This window comes from Synergistaceae bacterium (genome assembly GCA_012521675.1).
Lineage (GTDB): Bacteria > Synergistota > Synergistia > Synergistales > Aminobacteriaceae > JAAYLU01.
In genome coordinates, this window is record JAAYLU010000083.1 from 1 (window position 1) to 18,796 (window position 18,796).

Sequence of the window (18,796 nt, forward strand, 5' to 3'; positions counted from 1 at the left end):
AACCCGGCAGTCAAGCCCTCCATCGCCGATGGTACTGCGGAGGCTATCCGTGGGAGAGAAGGTCGACGCCGGAAATCCCTTGAAAGAGAGAAGCGGCCGCCCAATTGGGCGGCCGCTTGTCGTCTGTCAGATCCCTCGTCGTCTGCGACTCCTCGGGATAAGCGATCGACACGGCTTGCTTCGCTCGCCGGTCGCCTGCTTACGGTACGAGGACGTATGGCCCAGGGTATGCGTAGGGAATTCTCAAGGAACTCAAAGGTACTCCTGCGACCGGTGTGTGGACGAAATAGTATGGTGCGGCGGTATAAGCGGCAGGGACTGCCAGTGCCTTGGGGGCAAGTACGTATGAAGGATGAGTGACATAGTACCTTCTCCCGATGGTGTCGTATGTAAACAGGTACCCGTCGGCCGAGCGAAGCACCTGGCCTGGCACGGAAAGGTGCGATGGCGACGGGAAGGTATAGGGGTTGATAAAGTCGGCCTTGGTGATTATGGCCGGCGCAGGAGAGGCTACGACAATATATTGCGCCTCCGATATGCTCGCCAAGCTAAAGCATATAGCCAACGCAAATGCGACAAACAGCAGTCTGTTTAGGCTTTTCATTTTCATGCCAATTCCTCCTTTATCGGCTGCAAGAGCCTAAAAATCGGCGGGGGTGATCCGCCCCATCCAGATATAACCCCATACTGCCGCCTGGTTGGCTAAAATTGCGCTGTCCGCATCCTTCCAGGTAAAATTGTTGGTGTTGACCATGCGCATCAGGGAGTAGACATGTCCCTTTATCAACTCCGAGGGTATGGCAAGAGACTCCTTGCCCGCCCTAATCTGGTACCAACTTTTTCCTGTCCAGACGTACAAGACTTTCGGTCGGTCGCCTTTCCACGCGATAGGGGTCCTCGGCTTCTCCAAAATCCCCATCCTGTCCACAAGCCTGTTCCAGGCACCTATCGAGGTGAAGGCCGACTGGGTAGCCCACTCGGGGACGTAGGTCGGGGTTATGGTGTGGGGCACTACCGCCACGCTCTGAACCGATGGTGCGGGAGGAACGGGGAGCGGGGTGATCGGCACGCTCTGCGTGCTGGATACTTTTGCGGCACCAGCGTATTGCACGATGGGAAGAGCATGAGGATTTATGGATCCCACTACATAGGTTGTGGGGGCAAGAGCGCTGCCGTCGTACGTTCCATACACCCAGATACCCTGTACGTTCTTGACGATCGGATAACCGTCGAAGGTCACGAACCATCCCGGGGGTACGTCGTAAGGTCTGTAGGCGTAAAAGGACATGCCGGCGTACGCCGGTTGAGCCACTAGCACCGGCTCGGCGACGAACGTGACCGCCTCAGCGATACCTGGAAGTACCATGAAGAGGGTCAAAGCCACGATCAGGGATAGATGCAATGGTTTTTTCACTGTGGATCACTCCCCTTCCGGGAATTGTATCGGCGATACCGGCTGCTTGCTTAAGCAATGCAAAGGCCCCCGTGCACGCTCGTTGGTAGCCATGTTGGTCACCGTCAATGTGCGTAAAATTATACCATAATAAATGTGATGGGGCGGATCAGTCCTCTGTAGCGCCATCATCTGCCGGAATGTCGGCAGGTGGTGGCGGCAAGTATACAGGTCCTTCGATCTCTTCGATATCCGGTTGCCGCACTTCCGGGTCCGTCGGCTCTTCAATAGGAGGCCCTTCCGATGACGGTGGAGGCGGTGTGTAAACGGGCTCCTCGTTCTCGACGATCGGCGGCTCTATCTCCAGGTCCGGGGACGTGACAGGGGAGGGCGCCCCGGGTGTTGGTGGTGGCGGCATGTAAGCGGGCCCTTCGAGGTCCTCGACGGCAGGCTGCTCCACCTCTTGTCCCGATGGTGGAGGCATTGCGGGCGCCTGCTCAGGCGGCGGCGGAGTGTACGCCGGCAGAGGCATGGTCTCGTCCTTCGGTGTCTGAGGAGGCTTCTTGGCCGCTCCTGGAGGAGGAAGGGGTGCCCCTGGTTGCACCACTCGCACAGGCACGGTTTTTTTCTTTTGATGCCCCTGGGGAGGTGGAGGCACATCCTGCGGCGGCGTCTCCATGCTCTGCGAGGGGGGAGGAGCGAACGGCTGGTAGAGCTGAACCGGGGCCTCCTGCCCAATGGGTGCCATAAGGGCGCTCTCCTCGTACGAGGGAGGCATAATCGTGAATCCGTCTATCGCCACAGGTATCTCCTCTATCCTCGCCGGTCTGCTCGGATCCCAGAGAGGCTGCCTGTCTCCCGCGGTCGGGTACTCGAGGAACCTTGAGAGCTCGCTGAAGGACGGGTCCAGTTCTAATGTCCTGCGGAAGGCCCTCTGGGACTCGGGGAAAAAGCCTCTCTCCCGGTACGCTCTGCCCAGAGCATACCAAGCGTTAGCATTCAGCGGCTCGGCTTCAACTATCTGCAGGAGAAGCTTGGTCGCCTTGGTGAAATAGCGCTGTTCTATCAGTACAAGAGCCTCTTCAAGCGGATCGGGAAGGGTAATGACTTCCACCACTTCAAGTTGAGGCTCGGGCGGCGGCTTCGGAGCCTTCTTCGGTTTTTTGGGCGCGGCCTTGGGTTTCTCGGCCTCTTCAAGCTCGGTCACTATCACGCCGTTTGCATAAGCCGCGCCAAGGTTCAGCGGCACGTCCATGTTCAAAAGAGCGAGGACCGTTAAAACCAGGAGGCTAAGGGACATGATTTTTCTCATCGCAGACGCTCCACCTTTTTCTTCCCGTACGGGGGGGCCGTAATCAGGTCGTTCAGTTGAACCGGGTCATTTTTCCTTTCATTCACCAATCTGACGATCGCCTGGTCGCTCATGACCTTGATCACCTTGACGTTCCCTATCACTCTGGACAGGACGACTACGGGGTTCTCCGGGTCCACCGTGACGTAGGTGTCGCCCCTTATCACCTGGAGTATGTCGCCTGCAGCGATGGCGTCCTGCTTTCCCAGGGTGATTATATACTCCCTGTTCTTTTTCGTTGAGTTGGCCGTGGGAGAGATTATTCGTCCGATCACGTACAGTTCGCCGTCCTTCATGTTGGCAATTCCCGAGGCCACGTCGTCTATGGCGTTTTTAAACGCCTGCCAATAGGGGGTGCTCGAAAACTGGGCCCAAGTGGGGCGGCTCATCTTCTGACCCTTGTAGGAGGGAGAGAGGCGGAGAAAGTCGAGCCCGTCCCGGTAGATGATGTCGATCAGGCTCGTCCTCGTGTTTAGAAGGAAGAGTTGGTCGTCGCCCGGGTCGAAGGTGTAGCGCTGGTCCTTTCCCGACGCTACAAAGGATTCGATCAGTCCGGCCTCCATCGGATTGTATATTCTCACTCGGAGGGAGACGTCCCCTTTTTCAAAGGAACCGAAGACCTCCCTCTGCTTGGCTATCACGTGGTGCAGCTCCATTCGGACGGCGAACGTGCACTGTCTGAAGGTAGGATCGTCCATCCATCGCTCGGCCTGGCCCCCGTCGAGGACGGACACGTCCGTGAACGGGTTTCCTCTGAGCAGGGAGGCGAGATAGTCCGTCATCTTATGTTCAAGGACGTTTACCGGGTAGTATTTGCTTTCCCAGACCTCGTACTCCGTGTAGTTGATGGAGGGAAGCAGTACTATATGCCGCACCGGGGCCTCTCCGAAGGAAGGGGCGGCAAAAATCAGCAAAAAAAGCGTTAATAACAGGGTCTTCCTGTAAAGAGGCTGCATTATTCTCATCCTCTCGAGTGTCTTTCTCACTCGCTGCAAGTGCAGCGAAAGGGTCCGCGATGACCCAAAACAGGCCCGGCGGGAGATGCCGGGCTCAATTTTTTATCATTATAGAGCAAAACGAAGAACAGCGCCAGAGAGTGTTGGAATAGACCGAGGAGATGTTATAATCAACACGTTTCCCAAAACACAACGCTTTCAAAGGAGGAAGGATGCTGAATGAAGAGACTGGATATATTCAAGTGCGAGCTATGCGGAAACATCGTTGAGCTTCTTCACGTGGGAGGAGGAGAGCTTGTCTGTTGCGGTCAGCCGATGAAGCTCCTGGAGGAGCAGACGGCGGACTCCGCGACGGAGAAGCACGTTCCCGTCGTCGAGGGCAAAACCGTCAAGGTGGGCAGCGTTCCTCATCCGATGACGGAGCAGCACTACATCGAGTTCATCGAGATTATTGCAGGCGACAAGATCTGCAGAAGGTTCCTGTCGCCGGGCGAGGCCCCCGAGGCGGTCTTCGAGGACTTTACTCCCGAGATAAGCAGGGAGTACTGCAACATTCACGGCCTGTGGAAAGCGGTCCTGTAGGATGATTAACAGGAAAGTCGAAGAAGCGATAAACGAGCAGATAAACGCCGAACTTTACTCGGCCTATATCTATCTGTCCATGGCCTCTTGGTTCGACTCCATGAACCTTGGCGGGATGGCCCACTGGATGAACCTCCAGGCCAAGGAGGAGGTCGAGCATGCGCTGAAGTTCGCCGACTTTCTCATGGAGAGGGGCGGCAGGGTGATCTACAAGGCGATCGAGGGCCCCGAGACGGAGTGGCCGTCTCCCCTGGAGGCTTTCAGGGCCGCTTACGATCACGAAAAGTACGTGACCCGCAGGATAAACGACCTCATGGATATAGCCATAGCGGAAAAGGACTACGCCAGCCAGGTGTTTCTGCAGTGGTTCATCACCGAGCAGGTGGAGGAGGAGGCGAGTGCGAGCGAGATAGTAGGCAGGCTCGAGATGATAGGCGACGGCAAGCATGGATTGCTGATGATCGACAAAGAGCTGGCCGGCAGGGAGGACGACTAGCTCCGCGCCGGCATGCCTGTTAAGAAAACCTGATTTCGAGGAGGGGGCGCAATGAGCGACGCAATTGATCCCAGGGCTCTGTTTACGCTCAGTTACGGCGTTTATATTCTAAGCACGGCGCATGAAGGCAGATTCAACGGGCAGATCATCAACGCCCTTATGCAGCTCACCGGCAAGCCGATAACCATGGCCGCTTGCCTTCACAAGGACAATTACACGACCGAGCTGGTGGAGAAGAGCGGCCGCTTCGCCGTCTCCATCCTGGAGGAGTCCGTCCCGCTTAAGTTCATCGGCATCTTCGGATTTCGCTGCGGCAGGGATTTCAACAAGTTCGGAGAGTGCAACTACGAGCTCGGCGAGGAGGGCCTCCCCCTCGTGACCGACTATTCGCTAGCCAACATCGAGCTCGAGGTGATGTCGTCCCGGGACGTCTTCACCCACAGGCTCTTCGTAGGAAGTGTGAAGAGCGCCCGCCTTCTGAAAGAGGGGGTTCCACTTACATACGCCAACTATCACAGGGTGAAGAAAGGGAAGTCCCCTGCGAACGCACCCTCTGCAATTTTCAACGAGATGAAATAGCGAGTGGACGGGATCTGATGTCGGTATCAGCGGGCATCGCCGCCCTTGGGCGAGCCCTTCCTCATCTGGAGGAGGCCTACGCCAGGCTGAACAGGCGGGAGTACGTATCGCCCGATCCCCTCGAGACTCTGTATCGTTATGAATACTTGGCGGACAGGGAGGTGGCGGCGCTCCTCGTCTCCTGTATCTCGTACGGACGGGTCGCCATGATTCTGCGAAGCGCAAGGACGCTCCTCGGGGTGCTCGGAGACCATCCCGCCGAGTTCCTGGTGAGCGCCTCGCAGGTGGCGCTGGGAGAGGAGCTGCGCCCTTTCCGCCACCGTTTCACAACGGGCGAGGAAGTCGCCTCCCTTATGGTAGGCATAGGGAGGGTCATTCGCGAATATGGCTCGCTTGAGGAGCTGATGGCGGCCTCCCTGGAGAGGGGCGTGACTCCGATCGAGGGGGCAGTGGCCTTCGTGGAAAAACTTCGAGCGAAGAGTGAGCTGGACGGCAAGCACCTCCTGCCCTCGCCAGCCGACGGGAGCGCGTGCAAGCGTCTCTTCCTGTTCCTGAAATGGATGGTGCGAAGCGACGAAGTGGATCCCGGGGGGTGGTCCGCGCTTCACCCCCGGGACCTGCTTCTCCCGATGGACGTGCATATGTTCGACATATGCAAAAAGCTTGGCCTGACCAGTCGCAACCAGGCGAACCTGAGGGCGTCCATAGAGGTGACGGATCTCTTCAGGACGGCGGTTCCCGAGGACCCGACTAAGTTTGACTTTGTTATCACCCGTTTCGGCATCAGAAAGGAGCTGGACAAGAGGTCGCTGGTCGAGCTATGTCTCGGCTAATCCCCGCTGCATGAGGGCGATTCGATCTCGTCGCAGAAGTTGCAGTGCAGGACCGACTCGAGCTCTCCCTTCGCGACGCCCGGAATCACGGTCATCAGCTTTGTGATGATGGCCTCTCTCGTCATGTCCTGCCCGGAGATCACTCCGAGCTCCAGGGTCTTTCTCCCGACCTCGTAAACGCTCAGATCAACGCCTCCATATACGCACTGAGTCGTGATGACCACCGGTATGTCCTGATCCCTGAATTTTTCTATGGCGGGCAGAAGATTCTCCCCCAGGTAGGGGACGCCCCCCAGGCCCAGGGCCTCCAGGACGATCGCCTTCGGCGCGGCCTCGGCCAGGTGGAACAGGTGGCGCGACCTAAAGCCGGGAAAGAGAGTCACAAGGAATATCGAAGTCTCGAGCTCCATGCCGCCGACGTCCACAGGGTATGAATCCTGCAGCGTTGGCTCGTGCTCCAGTGTGATACGGTCTCCGTCCCCGTACCCCAGGTGAGGATAGTTTATGCTGGAGAAGGCCATGGACTCGTGGCTGAGAATCTTCTGCGAGCGAGGGCCGTGGATGAGGCGGTTGTGAAAGGAAATCGACACTCCTCTGGACCCCCTGCCATGCAGTGCCGACAGGAAGGCGAAGGCGCACTCGATATTCCCCTCCGCGTCCGATCCGGGGACGCCGATCGGCTCCATGGATCCGGTCAGTATGACTGGCTTGCTGTAGCCGGGCAGCAGAAAGGAGAGGGCCGAGGCGGAGTAGGCCATCGTGTCCGTCCCGTGGAGTATGAGAAACCCGTCGTAATTCCTCTCCTCCGATCTAAGGCACGCGGTCATCATCTTCCAGTCCTCCGGCGACATGTTGGAGCTGTCCTTCGAAAGCAGGTCCAGAATGGTAATATCGCCGAACCTCTCGATCCCAGGGACGAACTCCAGCAGCTCCTCTCCCGGCAGGGAGGGGACAAGTCCCTCGGCCCCCGGCCTCGAGGCTATAGTGCCGCCTGTTGAAATCACAAGAAAGGATGCCATTCTCCCATCTCCTTCTTTTTATGAGTGGACTCGTGGCCCTTCAAGCCGATGGGCCGAGTATTCGGACAGCATCTCGTCGAGGGTCACGAACTCGTACCCGTTCTGTCTCAGGGTCTCCACGATCGCGGGAAGGGCCTCTATCGTGGAGGAGACCCCCGAATGGAAAAGAATGATCGATCCCGGCGATGACTTTGAGATTATTCGAGCGCTCATCTTCGCGGGCGACACGCCTGTGTAATCTCTGCTGTTGATGTCCCAGAGCACTGTGCTCAAACCCACCTCCTCGACGAGGGAGAGCACGGACCTGGTGTAGTTCCCCCCCGGCGGCCTGAAGAAGCGGACCCGGACGGGGATATTGCGTTCTATAGCCTCGCTGCACCTCAGGATGTCCGAGGAGAATTCCTTGTCCGTGAGAGTAGAGGAGTTCCTGTGCTCGTAGGAGTGGTTGCCGACCGTGTGCCCCCGTGCGAATATCTCCCTGACAATGGCGGGGTTTTTGTCGACCATCTTCCCCACCAAAAAAAAGCTTGCCTTCACATCGAGCGAATCCAACGTGTCGAGGAGATCCGGTGTCAGGGTCGGGTGTGGCCCGTCGTCGAAGGTAATGGCAATGGTGCGGATCATCCGGTCGCCCGAGTATACCGGTGACTTGGACTCCGCCCTGCCGTGCGCCGCCAGGGTGATGACAAGGCTCAGCAGCAGAATGCGAAAAAAAGCGTTTCTGACGCGCATGTTCAGCCTTCCACCTTTCTCAAAATCAGGATGCCCAGTATGAACGTGTACGAGAGGATCGCGATGGCCATGGAGCTGGATCCCGCCAGATGGGTGACGATGCCGAAGATCGCAGGGCCCAGGATGCCTGAAAACTTGCTCGATACGTCGTAGAAGCCGAAAAACTCGGCATTTCTGCCCGGCGGGATCATGGAGGCGAAGAAGCTTCTGCTTATGGCCTGAACCCCTCCCTGCACCATCCCCACCGCGACCGCAAGAGCCCAGAAGTGCCAAGGCCTGCTTATGAAGATGCTGGTGACGGTCAGGCACAGGTAGAAGTATAGACCGGCCAGGATGGACCTCTTGCCGCCTATCCGGGAGCTGAGAGTCCCGAACGCCAGCGAGAAGGGGATCGCGACAAACTGTGTCAGCAGAAGCGCTCCCACCAGGTGGTTCATCGGTATGCCAAGCTGCGACCCGTAGATCGCGGCCATGCGTATGATGGTCCCGATGCCGTCGTTGTAGAACCAGAATGCCACTAGGAACAGGAACAGGTTCTTGTAGGACCGAATATCCCTGAAGGTGCAGCGAAGGCGAAGAGCCCCCTGCAAAAGCGCCTTTCGCGAGCTGATCTCTCTCTCTTCGACGGGAGGCTCCTCGACGTGGAGGAGGAGAGGGATCGTAAACCCTCCCCACCATAGTGCGGCGGAGAGAAAGGAGAGCCTCGCGCCCAGGGTACCGGGAAGGATCGCGATGAAGAGAAAGTTTACGGCCAGCAGCCCGCCTCCGCCCAGATAGCCCAGAGCGTACCCCTGGGAGGAGACCATGTCCATCCTCGACGCGGGGACCAGGGTCGGGAGGAGGGCGTCGTAGAAGACGATGGAGACTGTGAAGCCCACTGTGCCGAACGACATCAGCAGCAGGGCCGCCAGCCAGTTCCCCGGCCCTATCAGCGCCATGCACCCGGTCGAGAACACCCCTATCGCCGTGAACAGGGCTAAAAGGCGCTTTTTGGAGCCCTGGACGTCGGCCAAGGCCCCGAGAAGAGGGGAGAGAAAGGCGCTCAGGAAGAGGCTTGCGGATGCTGCATACGCCCAGTAGGCGGTGGAGACGGAGGGAGCAAGACCGAGCGACGCCACCTCGCTGTAGTAGACCGGGAAGATCGCCGCCATGATCGTCGTGGCGAAAGCCGAGTTGCCGACGTCGTAGCCGCACCATGCCAGCACATTTTTTTCAAGCTTGCGTAACGAAGAGAACATGCGATGCTCCTCATCTGTGCCCTTCGGCGATTTTTTTTGCGCTGCATAGTATCATATCACGCGCGTGTTTCGGTTCAACTTCAATGCTCATCAATCACCAATTCTGAAATATACCAGCGTCGATGATGATATAATCAGGAATTATGGCAGGGAGGCGCTCCATGGATATGGCGAGGCCGGATTGGGATCTGTACTTCATGATGATGGCGGGAGTTGCGGCGACGCGCAGCACCTGCATACGCCGCAAGGTGGGTGCCGTGATAGTAAGGGGCAGGCAGGTTGTGAGCACCGGTTACAACGGCCCCCCCAAGGGGTTGCCGCACTGCGCCGATGTCGGCTGTCTCAGAGAGATTCTCTCGATACCCTCCGGTGAGAGACACGAGATCTGCAGGGGCTCTCACGCGGAGATGAACGCGATCGCCCAGGCCGCCGCGACGGGAGTCTCCACCGAGGGTGGACATATCTACTGCACTCACGAGCCCTGTTCCTTTTGCACCAAGGCGATAATCAACTCCGGCATAACAAGGCTTGTATACCTGCGCCCCTATCCCGACGAACTGGCGAGGGAGCTGCGCTCCCAGGCTGCGATCGAATCGGCGCAGCTGCCGGCAGCACTATTGGCCTCGGCGGAGCTGCTTTTGAAAAGCATCTTCACGCCTGATTGACACTTTAGGAGGGAGTACCGATGGAGCACACGAGAGAAAAGGCTTTGGAACTTTTGAAGGAGCACAACAAGGAAGAGAGTCACATCAAACACGCATACGCCGTGGAGGCAACCATGAGATTCTTCGCCGAGAAAATGGGCGGCGACGTGGAGAAGTGGGGCATCGTTGGCCTGCTTCACGACATCGACTGGGAAAAGACGCAGGACACGCCCGAGAAGCACACGGTAGAAGGGGCTCGTTGGCTCTCGGAGGCTGGATGGCCCGAGGATATAGTCAGGGCCGTGCTTTCTCACGGCTGGGAGATATGCTCCGACGTAAAACCGGAATCCGACATGGAGAAGGTGCTTTACACGGTCGACGAACTGACAGGCCTGGTGATAACAGCCGCTCTGGTCCGTCCAAGCCGTTCAGTGCAGGATCTCGGGGTGAAGTCAGTCAAGAAGAAATGGAAGGACAAGGCCTTCGCCAGGGGAGTGAACCGCGATATCATCGTCAAGGGCGCGGAGATGATCCCCATGCCCCTGGACACTGTAATCGAGTGGGTGATACTCGCGCTCAGGGGCATCGAGCAAGAACTGGGGCTGGGACAGGCGGGGTCCTGAGAGACGGCCCGTGCCAGTGAACTCGTGGAGCGAGCGGCCCCGCAAGGAGGCAAGACCTATTGATGCAAAGGAGTGAACTGCATGACCGTTAGAATTGTGCTTGCAGATGACCACCCCCTCACCCGCGCGGGCATATCCGCCTATCTCGCCGAGGAGAGCTCGTTGGAGCTGGTAGGCGAGGCGGAGGACGGCACCAGCGCCTGGAAGATGATCAGCGAGATGAAACCTGACGTGGCCCTCCTTGACATTCGAATGCCCGGGGAGGACGGAGTCACGGTCGCAAGGCGGATAAAAGAGGCCGGCCTTCCCGTGGCGGTGATAATGCTGACATCGTACGACGCGCAGCAGTATGTCCTCGCCTCTCTCAGGGCGGGTGCTCGAGGTTTCATCCTGAAGACCGCCACTCCCGAGGAGATAACAAGGGCGATAAACACAGTGTCCAAAGGAGGATTTTATCTCGATTCCGAGGTAGCCTCGGCCATGGGAGAAGGGGAGTTTACCCCGGAGAACCTCTCTGCGAGGGAGAGGGAGGTACTCATGCTCGCCTCCAAGGGGTTTTCAAGCAAGGAGGTGGCGGCGCAGCTCTTCATCAGCGAGAGGACAGTCCAGACCCACCTCGCCTCCATATATGACAAGCTGGGCGCCAAGAATAAGACCGAGGCTCTGCTCCTGGCTCTGAAATACGGCGTCGTCACCCTGGAGGAACTGCTTGAATGAGAAGGCGCCACCTTCTCTCGATCATATTCGCGCTTATGCTTCCTTCGTTGGCGGCGCTCATCGTATCCGGCATGGGCATCCTTCAGCACGAACTGGCCATCAGGCACGTCGCCCGCTCCTACGTTCAGGAGATGGCGGAGAACACCGCCACCAGGGTGCTGGAGAACGAACCGCTGGGATGGGGCATGGAGTTTAACCTCAGAGGTTTCCGGGGTCTGCGCCTGTTCACATGGGGGCCGTCCATCCCCGGATGGGTGGCGGTGCTGCACGCCGATGGAAGGCTACTGTTCTCCTCTCCCGGCGCCGACATCGCCGCCGTCTGGCGTCCGAACATACCGATAGGGCAGGCGGTCGAGATCAAGGATAAGAACGGGGATCTCTACACCATAGCAGTCTATCCGGTCGGAGCTGGCGACAGGTTCGTGATCGCCGCCGTCGCTTGGGAGCAGCTTTTGGGGCCTCTGGCCAGGGGAAGCCGCTTCTGGCTGGTGCTTGCCGTGATAATGACAGTGTGCATCCTCCTGGCCCTCTGGGCTCTGTGGAGGAGGCTTATCAGCCCGTTGAGAAGGCTTGTGACGGAGCTGGAGATCCTGAACTGGGGACGAGACCTGCCAGACCCGTCCGACCCGGGAGCTGTCGGAGAGATCGACAGCCTGAGGGGAGTGCTGTTCAAGCTCGCCAGGGCCGCAGTGGAAAGGGCCCTCCTGAGGAACAGGTACGTAAACGATATAGTTCGCGTTCAGGAGGAGGAGAAGTACAGGATTGCAAGAGAGCTTCACGACGGTCCTTTGCAGAACATCACGGCGATAATTCAGCAGGTCCGCCTCGCCAGGATGAGCCGCGACGAGACGGTGGCAGGAGAGCGTCTCTCCCTGGTAGAGGAGACAGCTCACCTGGCCGTGAGAGAGCTGAGGGAGATGTGCGACGAACTCTCCCCTCCGTGGATTGACCTCGGGCTTGAACAGGCGATGACCGAGCAGACCGAGCGTCTGGCCAGGCACTATAACATCAACATAACCCTCGAGACACTGGATCAGCTTGTGCTGGACCAGGAGGTGATCCTCTCTCTTTCCCGCATCCTGCAGGAGGCGGTCTCAAACGCCGTGCGTCACGGCAAGGCGGACGAGATGACGGTGAGAGTGTTCACTGAAGGGGACAGTGCGGTGTTCGAGATGGCCGATAATGGAAGCGGGTTTGAATACGATCTCAACTACGAAAGGCTCAGGGTGGAGGGACACAGGGGGCTGGCCAACATGCAGGAGCGCATGGCCGCAGTCGGAGGAAGGCTGGAGGTGCGCTCGCAGAGGGGTGCCGGGACTGTGATCAGGTGCATCATCCCGATCCTGGCTCCTCTGGACCGGGAGAAGGAAACGGCGCTCCCCGTTTTGGAAGGAGGGACCCCTCGAGGGGAATAGACCATGAGGCTCAAGACGATAGGCGCAGCCGGCGAGGTTACGGGATCCTGCTATCTGTTGGAGTGCGCGGGGACCCGCGTCCTCGTTGACTGTGGAATATTCCAGGGCAGGGACGACGACAGAAAGAACCGTGCTCCCTTTCCTTTCTCTCCCTCGTCCATCGACGCCGTGCTCTTAACCCACGCTCACCTGGATCATTCAGGGAGGATTCCCCTGCTCGTGAAGGAGGGCTTCAAGAGAAAGGTCCTTGGGACTCTGCCGACGATGGAGCTGGTGAAGGTCCTCTGGTACGACTCAGCGAACCTCATGAGGGAGGAGGCGGAGTGGAAGACCAAGAAGAACTCGCGAAGAGGTCTTCCAAAGGTGGTGCCTCTGTACGGGACGGACGACGTCGACAGGACGATCGGCATCCTGTCGGCCGTGGGCTACGACGATAAAATTTCAGTGGCCCCCGGCGTGGACGTGCGCTTCAGGGACGCCGGACACATACTCGGCAGCGCCATCCTGGAGATATGGCTGGAGGAGGATGACAAGCAGGTGAAGATCGTCTTCAGCGGAGACCTCGGCCCTCAAAAAACCGTCATGGAGAGGACACCGGCCGTCATCACCTCCGCCGATTACGTCGTCCTGGAGTCCACCTACGGGGACAGGCTGCACAAAAGCACGGAGGAGAGCCGCGAGGAGTTTCGCCACGTGATAACTTCGTCGTTGAAGGACAGGGCGAAGGTCTTCATCCCCAGTTTCGTCGTGGACAGGGCCCAGAGGATACTCTACGAGCTTTCGCTGCTCAAGGACGAGGGGGCGGTAGATCCGGCGGTCCCCGTCTTCTTCGACTCCCCCATGGGAGTCAAGGCCACCGAGATCTATCAGAAGCATATGAACCTGCTCTCCTCCGAGATACAACAGTATCTGAACCTCGGAAAAGACCCCTTCGCCCCGGACAAGCTCAAATACGTCACCAGCGTCGAGGAGTCCCAGGCGATAAACTCCGTGAAACATGGAGTGGTGGTAGCGGGGAGCGGCATGGCGAACGGCGGTCGCATCGTGCATCACCTGAAGCACGGGATCTGGAATCCCCATAACCACATAGTATTCGTCGGCTACCAGGCGAACGGCACCCTGGGTCGGAGGATAGTAGACGGGGAGAAGAACATGCGTATCGCGGGCGAAGAGGTCAATGTGAAGGCACAAGTTCACACCATCAACGGCTTTTCCGCTCATGCCGACAGAGACGACCTGCTGACGTGGGCGGGCAATTTCACCACGTCTCCGCTGTTTATAATTACTCACGGTGAGCCGGCATCATCCTCCGCACTGTCGAAGACATTCAATGACGCCGGCATGAAGGCGGCAGTGCCATCACCGGGGCAGGAGATCGAACTCGTTCCGAACGGCGCGACCGACATGCATCGCTTGGCGGAGCAACCGGTCGTGCTGGCAAGGGACGAGGCAAGCTCTCTTCTCTCGGACATCCAGTCCATGGTGACGGTGATGAGAGGCCTGGCGACGCCTGTCCAGGGAGAGGAGACGATCTCCCTGCTGAAATCCAGCAAGATTCTGCTGGAGACGGCTTATGACAGGGTCAACAAGAGCTCGGTGGAGATCGACGAAGGGTAATCGCGCTGGGCGTCCCTCTGTCCACGGAGAAAAACGATGATGAAAAAGCCGACTCCAATACGCCTGACATCCCTGATTCTCGCAGTTGCGTCCGTGGTACTCCTGTACGCCGTCCAGGGGCCGGAAGGACGTCGCCCGGCCTCCGCGATCCCCAGGCCAAAAGAGGGGACGCCCTTTCTTTATTTCGAGACTGCGAACGCGTCCTCGCTGCCCGACCTGCTGAAGGCGGCCGCGGCGTTTCGATGGGAGGACGATGATCGCCTGCGGCGCCTCTCCGCCTTGCTGAATAATTCGAGGGAGGCGGCCGGCCTGATCACGGTCGAAAAAAATCTGTTTCACCTGCAGTTGGCCGTGAAGATGTCAAGGGATTTCGAAGGCCCACCGATGGATTCGGACACTGACCTGGCCGCGCCGTACCTGTACGGGGGTGATGAAGCCCCGTTATATTGCGATGCTAAGGGTGGAATCACGATGTTCGCCACAAGATATGACAAGCTCCAAGAGATGGGACGTATCTTGGACGACCGGTCGCGGACCTTCAAAAACGCCCCCGAGCTTGATCGACGTTCGTCCAACCGGCTTCTCATCTCGGATGGAGGGTATCTATCCGGAATTGCCTCGATCCAGGGACTTCCAGCGAGCAAGGGAACTGTATACCTGTCGGCCGCATGGCACGAAGGCTCCCGAGGGGGCGGGATAAAGTGGAAGATTTACGGACTGTCCGGCGTCCTGCCGCAGGGTGTTTTGAAAAGGTTCAAGAAGGCATCTTGGTGCGGAGAGATCTGCTTTCCCGAACCGCTTGTCGCTGCGATCGGGGTGAATATCCCCGAGCTTCCGGATTCATCCGGATTGATGAATGCCGAAGGGCTCCTTAGCCCGTTCGGCGCCTCTGTGGAAAAGATCGGCAAGATGCTTCCCGGGCCGTGCGTCCTATCCCTGTCGGGCAGGAGCAAATTCCTGGTCTTCTCACTCCCCGGGCTCCTGATGGAGCTTCCCGGCCGGGGGCAAGGCGGAATGGACTTCATAGACCAATTTTGGAGGACGGAGAGAGGAAACCTCGTCCCAGAGGTCGAAAAACTGGAGGGATTCCCCTCCGGGGGAACATCGTTAATTCCCTTTTCGATACTTGCGGCGGCGAATCCGCAAACCGTGCGCCTCGGATTGATAGACAGGGATGCTCTGAAGTCGGATAATCATCATCACATAGGCTATTACGCCCCATCCTTGAGCGGACTGAAAGAGGCCTTCCTCTGGGGCTACGTCGATCTGGAAAAGTTCGACACGGCGCTCAAAGCCCTATTGCGAACTGGAAGAGTAGCTGGAAAAATGGGGATGGATATAAAGATGAGCGCCACCTCCCTCCTCATGATCACAGATCTGTTGGAGGGAGTAAAGTCGATCGTCATGCTGATGACCGGCCCGGGAGAGGGAATGCTCGAGTGGACGAGGATTCCCCGTCATGATCATACACAGGCTCAAGACCATGAGTCTGCAGGAGGGAATTAAATGTTCGAAGATGCGCTTAAATTACTGAAGGAACGGGGACATATAGAGTGGTGCAGCAACGAAGAGGAGTTGAGCTCTCTCTTCTCCAGCGAGATGGTCACGGCCTACGTGGGATTCGACCCGACAGCCGACAGCCTTCACGTAGGGCACCTGATCCCGATAATGGCCCTTGCGTGGATCCAGCGCTGCGGCCATCGCCCCATTCCTCTCGCCGGGGGCGGCACCGGCCTGATCGGAGACCCCTCCGGCAAGAGCAAGGAGAGGAACCTTCTCACGGTCGAGAAGACCGCCGAGAACATGGAGGCCGTGAAAAAGCAGCTTGCCCACTTCATGCGCTTCGACTGCGGAGAGTCGTCGGCCCTGATGATAAACAACTACGACTGGCTGGGAAAACTGACCTTCCTGGAGGTTCTGAGGGATATAGGCAAGCACTTCTCGGTCAACTCGATGGTGGCCAGGGAGTATGTGCGCAGCAGGCTGGAGGACCCGGAAAAGAGCATCTCCTACACGGAGTTCTCCTACGTCCTTCTCCAGGCCTACGACTTCCTCCACCTGTACAACAACTACGGCTGCAAACTGCAGATGGGAGGCAACGATCAGCAGGGCAACATCATCTCCGGAGTCGACCTCATAAGAAAGAAGACCGGTGAGACGGCGTTCGGTGCCACTCAACCCCTCCTGCTCACATCGTCTGGCAACAAGTTCGGAAAGACGGAGGAGGGCGCCGTATGGCTCGACCCGGCTCGCACCTCCCCGTACAAGTTCTACCAATTCTGGATGAACACCGAGGACGAGACTGTAGAGAGGCTTTTGAAGCTGTTCACCTTCCTTCCCCTGGACGAGATCGCAAGCGTCATGGATGCTCAAAGAATAAACCCGGCCATGCGCGAGGCCCAAAAGAGGCTGGCCTTCGAGGTCACGGTCATCGTCCACGGAGAGGAGAGCGCCATGATGGCGAAGAAGGTCAGCTCCGTCCTCTTCGGGGATTCGTTCGAACCGCGGGAACTCTCCCGTGAAGAGCTCGACATGCTCGCGGGGGAGACGCCCGGCGGAACCGCCTCCCCGGCCTTCCCTTCGCCTCTGACCGACCTTCTGGTCTCAGCGGGGGCATGCTCCTCGAAAAGCGAGGTCAGGCGCCTGATAAAAGGCGGCGGTCTTTACCTGAACGGAGAAAAGGTAGTCGCCGAGAATGCGTCCGTGGACGATTCGGACCTTCTGGCTGGAAAGTATCTCTTCGTTCGCCTGGGGAAGAAGAGAATTTTCATGGTCCTCTTCAATTAGTGGCAAAGAGAGGGGTGAGCGGACCTGTGAACTGCTACTGGTACGTCAGCGATTCGCTTCGCCCTTGGGAGGCGGCGGTCGCCGGTTCTCTTGCAAGGGCGTTGATAAAAAACGGGGTGGAGATCACCTCATACTCTGCGGCCGGCACTGAGTCCCTCGGCGTGCCGGGGCTCCTCTCATGGCGTTCCATGACGACGGTCGAGAGGATGACCACGGTCGGCACCCGGGGAAAGCTCTGGCACCTATGGGGGACTCCACCCCCCTGGTGGAGGCTGATACGACTGAGGTCGAGGACCGTCCATACGAGATTCAACCAGCTTTCCAGATGGGAGGGACACCCGACGGCGTTGACCACCTCGGCATTCGACTCGAGCGTCTCATATATACCCCCTGCCTTCGAGATGAAGATGAGCTGGGGGGCCGAGGAGGATAAAGACCCCTCCAGCGAAGGCCGCCCCGCTCTCTTCCTGCTCTCCGGGGCGATCGACGAGGGGCGCATGTACGCCGAGTCCGCAGCATCCCTATCCAGCATGCTCCTCGACTTCGACCGGGCCGACGAGGGGATGAATCTTCTCTCTTCGGACAACTGCATACTCCTTCTTCCGCAACCCACCTCCTCTCTGTCGCTCTTGGCGGCACTTGCCGCCCTGATGGGGGTGCCCACGGTGGCAGCCGGCTCCTCAAGCCTGAACGAGCTGTTGGGTGAGGAGGGGTACGTGCATTTAGCCTCCCCTTCGCCGGAGGATATCAGGAGCGCCTTCTCCCTCGTTCTCGGAGAAGGGGGCAGAAGCGCCTCGGCCTTCGCCAGGCGTAACGTGGCGGAGTCGTACCCTCCTGAAAAGGGAGCGAGAAAACTGAAGGAGATATACGAGAGGCTGGCAGGGAGTTCCAGTTGAAATTCAAGACTTGCCTTATCAACTCCTTGGCCGCCTTCAGCCGCCCCGGCTGGCGGGCGAGTCTGGTCCATGCCTTTTGCCTGGCGGTTTTGAGGATTGTCCGACCGAGGATCAACGTGGCACGCGAGAACCTCGGATCGGTCTTCCCGGACGCTACCGACTCATGGATCCGTGACACGGTGAACGGCGTATACAGCCACCTATCCTGGATGGTAGCCGAGTACCTGGCCCTGCAGCGAGACCCGCGACTGGCGCTCAACTGGATGAGGGCGGTCGAGGGCAAGGAGATCCTTGACGAGCTCAAGGCCTCCGGCAGCGGGGCGATCATCCTCACCGGTCACCTAGGCAACTGGGAGCTGCTGGCCGCGTGGCTGGCTCAATCCGGCTACCCCCTTTCCGCCGTGGTCAGGAATCCCGATGACTCCGAGGTGGCGGCGTTGATCGCCTCTTATAGAACCAAGGCGGGCGTCGGCTTCTTCGAGAAGCAGCACGTGATGAAAGAGGCAGTGCGCTTCGCGCGCAAGGGCGGCTTTTTGGGGCTTTTGATCGACCAAGCGTGGAATATCTCCGGCGTGCCCACAACCTTCCTGGGGCGGCCCTGCTACACCGCGAGCGGACCGGCGGCAATTGCGAAGCTTGCCGGGGTTCCGGTCGTCCCAGTGGCCTCGTACAGGGTCGCGCCCTTCAAGCACCAGGTATTCATCTCCGATCCAATAACCATGAACGAGGATACGGCAGGCAAAGAGGAGTACATCAAGAAGAACACGGAGATTATGAACAAAACCGTGGAGAAGATGATCCTTAACCGTCCTGAACAGTGGTTGTGGCTTCACCGCAGATGGAGATACTGAGAGGGTTGGATATACCCCTGGTAGTAAATCTCCCTTGATAGTTTGAAAAATCCATGTTAATCTTGTA

General features: G+C 58.4%; 20 protein-coding genes. 13 read left to right on the forward strand and 7 right to left on the reverse strand.

Annotated features, from left to right (window positions below; translation table 11 throughout):
* Positions 1-199: 199 nt before the first annotated feature.
* From GX181_07880 to GX181_07895, 4 genes are all read right to left on the reverse strand, one after another.
* The gene (locus tag GX181_07880) at positions 200-610 is read right to left on the reverse strand and encodes a hypothetical protein (GenBank protein ID NLM71860.1); all 411 of its coding nucleotides are present in this window, start codon (positions 608-610) and stop codon (positions 200-202) included.
* Between the two features lie 30 nt (positions 611-640).
* The gene (locus GX181_07885) at positions 641-1,414 is read right to left on the reverse strand and encodes a hypothetical protein (protein ID NLM71861.1); all 774 of its coding nucleotides are present in this window, start codon (positions 1,412-1,414) and stop codon (positions 641-643) included.
* Positions 1,415-1,562: 148 nt separating this feature from the next.
* Complete coding sequence (locus tag GX181_07890; GenBank protein ID NLM71862.1) at positions 1,563-2,705, reverse strand: tetratricopeptide repeat protein; 1,143 nt, start codon at positions 2,703-2,705, stop codon at positions 1,563-1,565.
* Entirely contained in the window at positions 2,702-3,730 is a 1,029-nt protein-coding gene (locus GX181_07895) for a hypothetical protein (GenBank protein ID NLM71863.1), read from the reverse strand. Before GX181_07895 ends, GX181_07890 begins: the two co-directional genes overlap by 4 nt.
* Positions 3,731-3,919: 189 nt before the next feature.
* Here GX181_07895 and GX181_07900 point away from each other — a divergent pair, with 189 nt between their 5' ends.
* From GX181_07900 to GX181_07915, 4 genes are read left to right on the forward strand one after another with little or no spacing between them, the layout of a single operon-like run.
* A complete protein-coding gene (locus GX181_07900) occupies positions 3,920-4,282 on the forward strand; it encodes a desulfoferrodoxin (GenBank protein ID NLM71864.1) in 363 nt (120 codons plus the stop codon).
* Position 4,283: 1 nt separating this feature from the next.
* Complete coding sequence (locus GX181_07905) at positions 4,284-4,778, forward strand: ferritin (protein NLM71865.1); 495 nt, start codon at positions 4,284-4,286, stop codon at positions 4,776-4,778.
* A gap of 51 nt (positions 4,779-4,829) precedes the next feature.
* Positions 4,830-5,357 carry a flavin reductase gene (locus GX181_07910; GenBank protein NLM71866.1) on the forward strand — a complete coding sequence of 176 codons (528 nt, stop codon included), beginning with the start codon at positions 4,830-4,832 and terminating at the stop codon, positions 5,355-5,357.
* Between the two features lie 17 nt (positions 5,358-5,374).
* Complete coding sequence (locus tag GX181_07915) at positions 5,375-6,190, forward strand: TIGR02757 family protein (GenBank protein ID NLM71867.1); 816 nt, start codon at positions 5,375-5,377, stop codon at positions 6,188-6,190.
* Here the strand turns inward: GX181_07915 and GX181_07920 are convergent.
* From GX181_07920 to GX181_07930, 3 genes are read right to left on the reverse strand one after another with little or no spacing between them, the layout of a single operon-like run.
* Positions 6,187-7,209: an asparaginase gene (locus GX181_07920; GenBank protein ID NLM71868.1), complete on the reverse strand. Its 1,023-nt coding sequence runs from the start codon at positions 7,207-7,209 to the stop codon at positions 6,187-6,189. The genes GX181_07915 and GX181_07920 overlap by 4 nt on opposite strands.
* Before the next feature lie 18 nt (positions 7,210-7,227).
* The gene (locus GX181_07925) at positions 7,228-7,941 is read right to left on the reverse strand and encodes a polysaccharide deacetylase family protein (GenBank protein ID NLM71869.1); all 714 of its coding nucleotides are present in this window, start codon (positions 7,939-7,941) and stop codon (positions 7,228-7,230) included.
* 2 nt (positions 7,942-7,943) lie between these two features.
* Positions 7,944-9,179: an MFS transporter gene (locus GX181_07930; GenBank protein NLM71870.1), complete on the reverse strand. Its 1,236-nt coding sequence runs from the start codon at positions 9,177-9,179 to the stop codon at positions 7,944-7,946.
* A 161-nt stretch (positions 9,180-9,340) separates the two neighbouring features.
* Between GX181_07930 and GX181_07935 the strand changes: the two genes are divergently transcribed.
* From GX181_07935 to GX181_07975, 9 genes are all read left to right on the forward strand, one after another.
* Positions 9,341-9,844, forward strand: a complete 504-nt coding sequence (locus GX181_07935; GenBank protein NLM71871.1) for a cytidine deaminase — start codon at positions 9,341-9,343, stop codon at positions 9,842-9,844.
* Positions 9,845-9,864: 20 nt separating this feature from the next.
* Positions 9,865-10,446, forward strand: coding sequence for an HDIG domain-containing protein (locus GX181_07940; protein NLM71872.1), 582 nt, complete (start codon positions 9,865-9,867; stop codon positions 10,444-10,446).
* An 81-nt stretch (positions 10,447-10,527) separates the two neighbouring features.
* Complete coding sequence (locus GX181_07945; GenBank protein ID NLM71873.1) at positions 10,528-11,163, forward strand: response regulator transcription factor; 636 nt, start codon at positions 10,528-10,530, stop codon at positions 11,161-11,163.
* Entirely contained in the window at positions 11,160-12,578 is a 1,419-nt protein-coding gene (locus tag GX181_07950; GenBank protein NLM71874.1) for a sensor histidine kinase, read from the forward strand. Before GX181_07945 ends, GX181_07950 begins: the two co-directional genes overlap by 4 nt.
* Before the next feature lie 3 nt (positions 12,579-12,581).
* Positions 12,582-14,195 (forward strand): MBL fold metallo-hydrolase, encoded by a 1,614-nt coding sequence (locus GX181_07955; protein ID NLM71875.1) that lies wholly within the window; start codon positions 12,582-12,584, stop codon positions 14,193-14,195.
* A 39-nt stretch (positions 14,196-14,234) separates the two neighbouring features.
* Positions 14,235-15,701, forward strand: a complete 1,467-nt coding sequence (locus GX181_07960) for a hypothetical protein (GenBank protein NLM71876.1) — start codon at positions 14,235-14,237, stop codon at positions 15,699-15,701.
* Positions 15,702-16,982 carry a tyrosine--tRNA ligase gene (locus GX181_07965; protein NLM71877.1) on the forward strand — a complete coding sequence of 427 codons (1,281 nt, stop codon included), beginning with the start codon at positions 15,702-15,704 and terminating at the stop codon, positions 16,980-16,982.
* Positions 16,982-17,878: a glycosyltransferase gene (locus tag GX181_07970; GenBank protein ID NLM71878.1), complete on the forward strand. Its 897-nt coding sequence runs from the start codon at positions 16,982-16,984 to the stop codon at positions 17,876-17,878. Before GX181_07965 ends, GX181_07970 begins: the two co-directional genes overlap by 1 nt.
* Complete coding sequence (locus GX181_07975) at positions 17,875-18,729, forward strand: lysophospholipid acyltransferase family protein (protein ID NLM71879.1); 855 nt, start codon at positions 17,875-17,877, stop codon at positions 18,727-18,729. Before GX181_07970 ends, GX181_07975 begins: the two co-directional genes overlap by 4 nt.
* Positions 18,730-18,796: the final 67 nt, after the last annotated feature.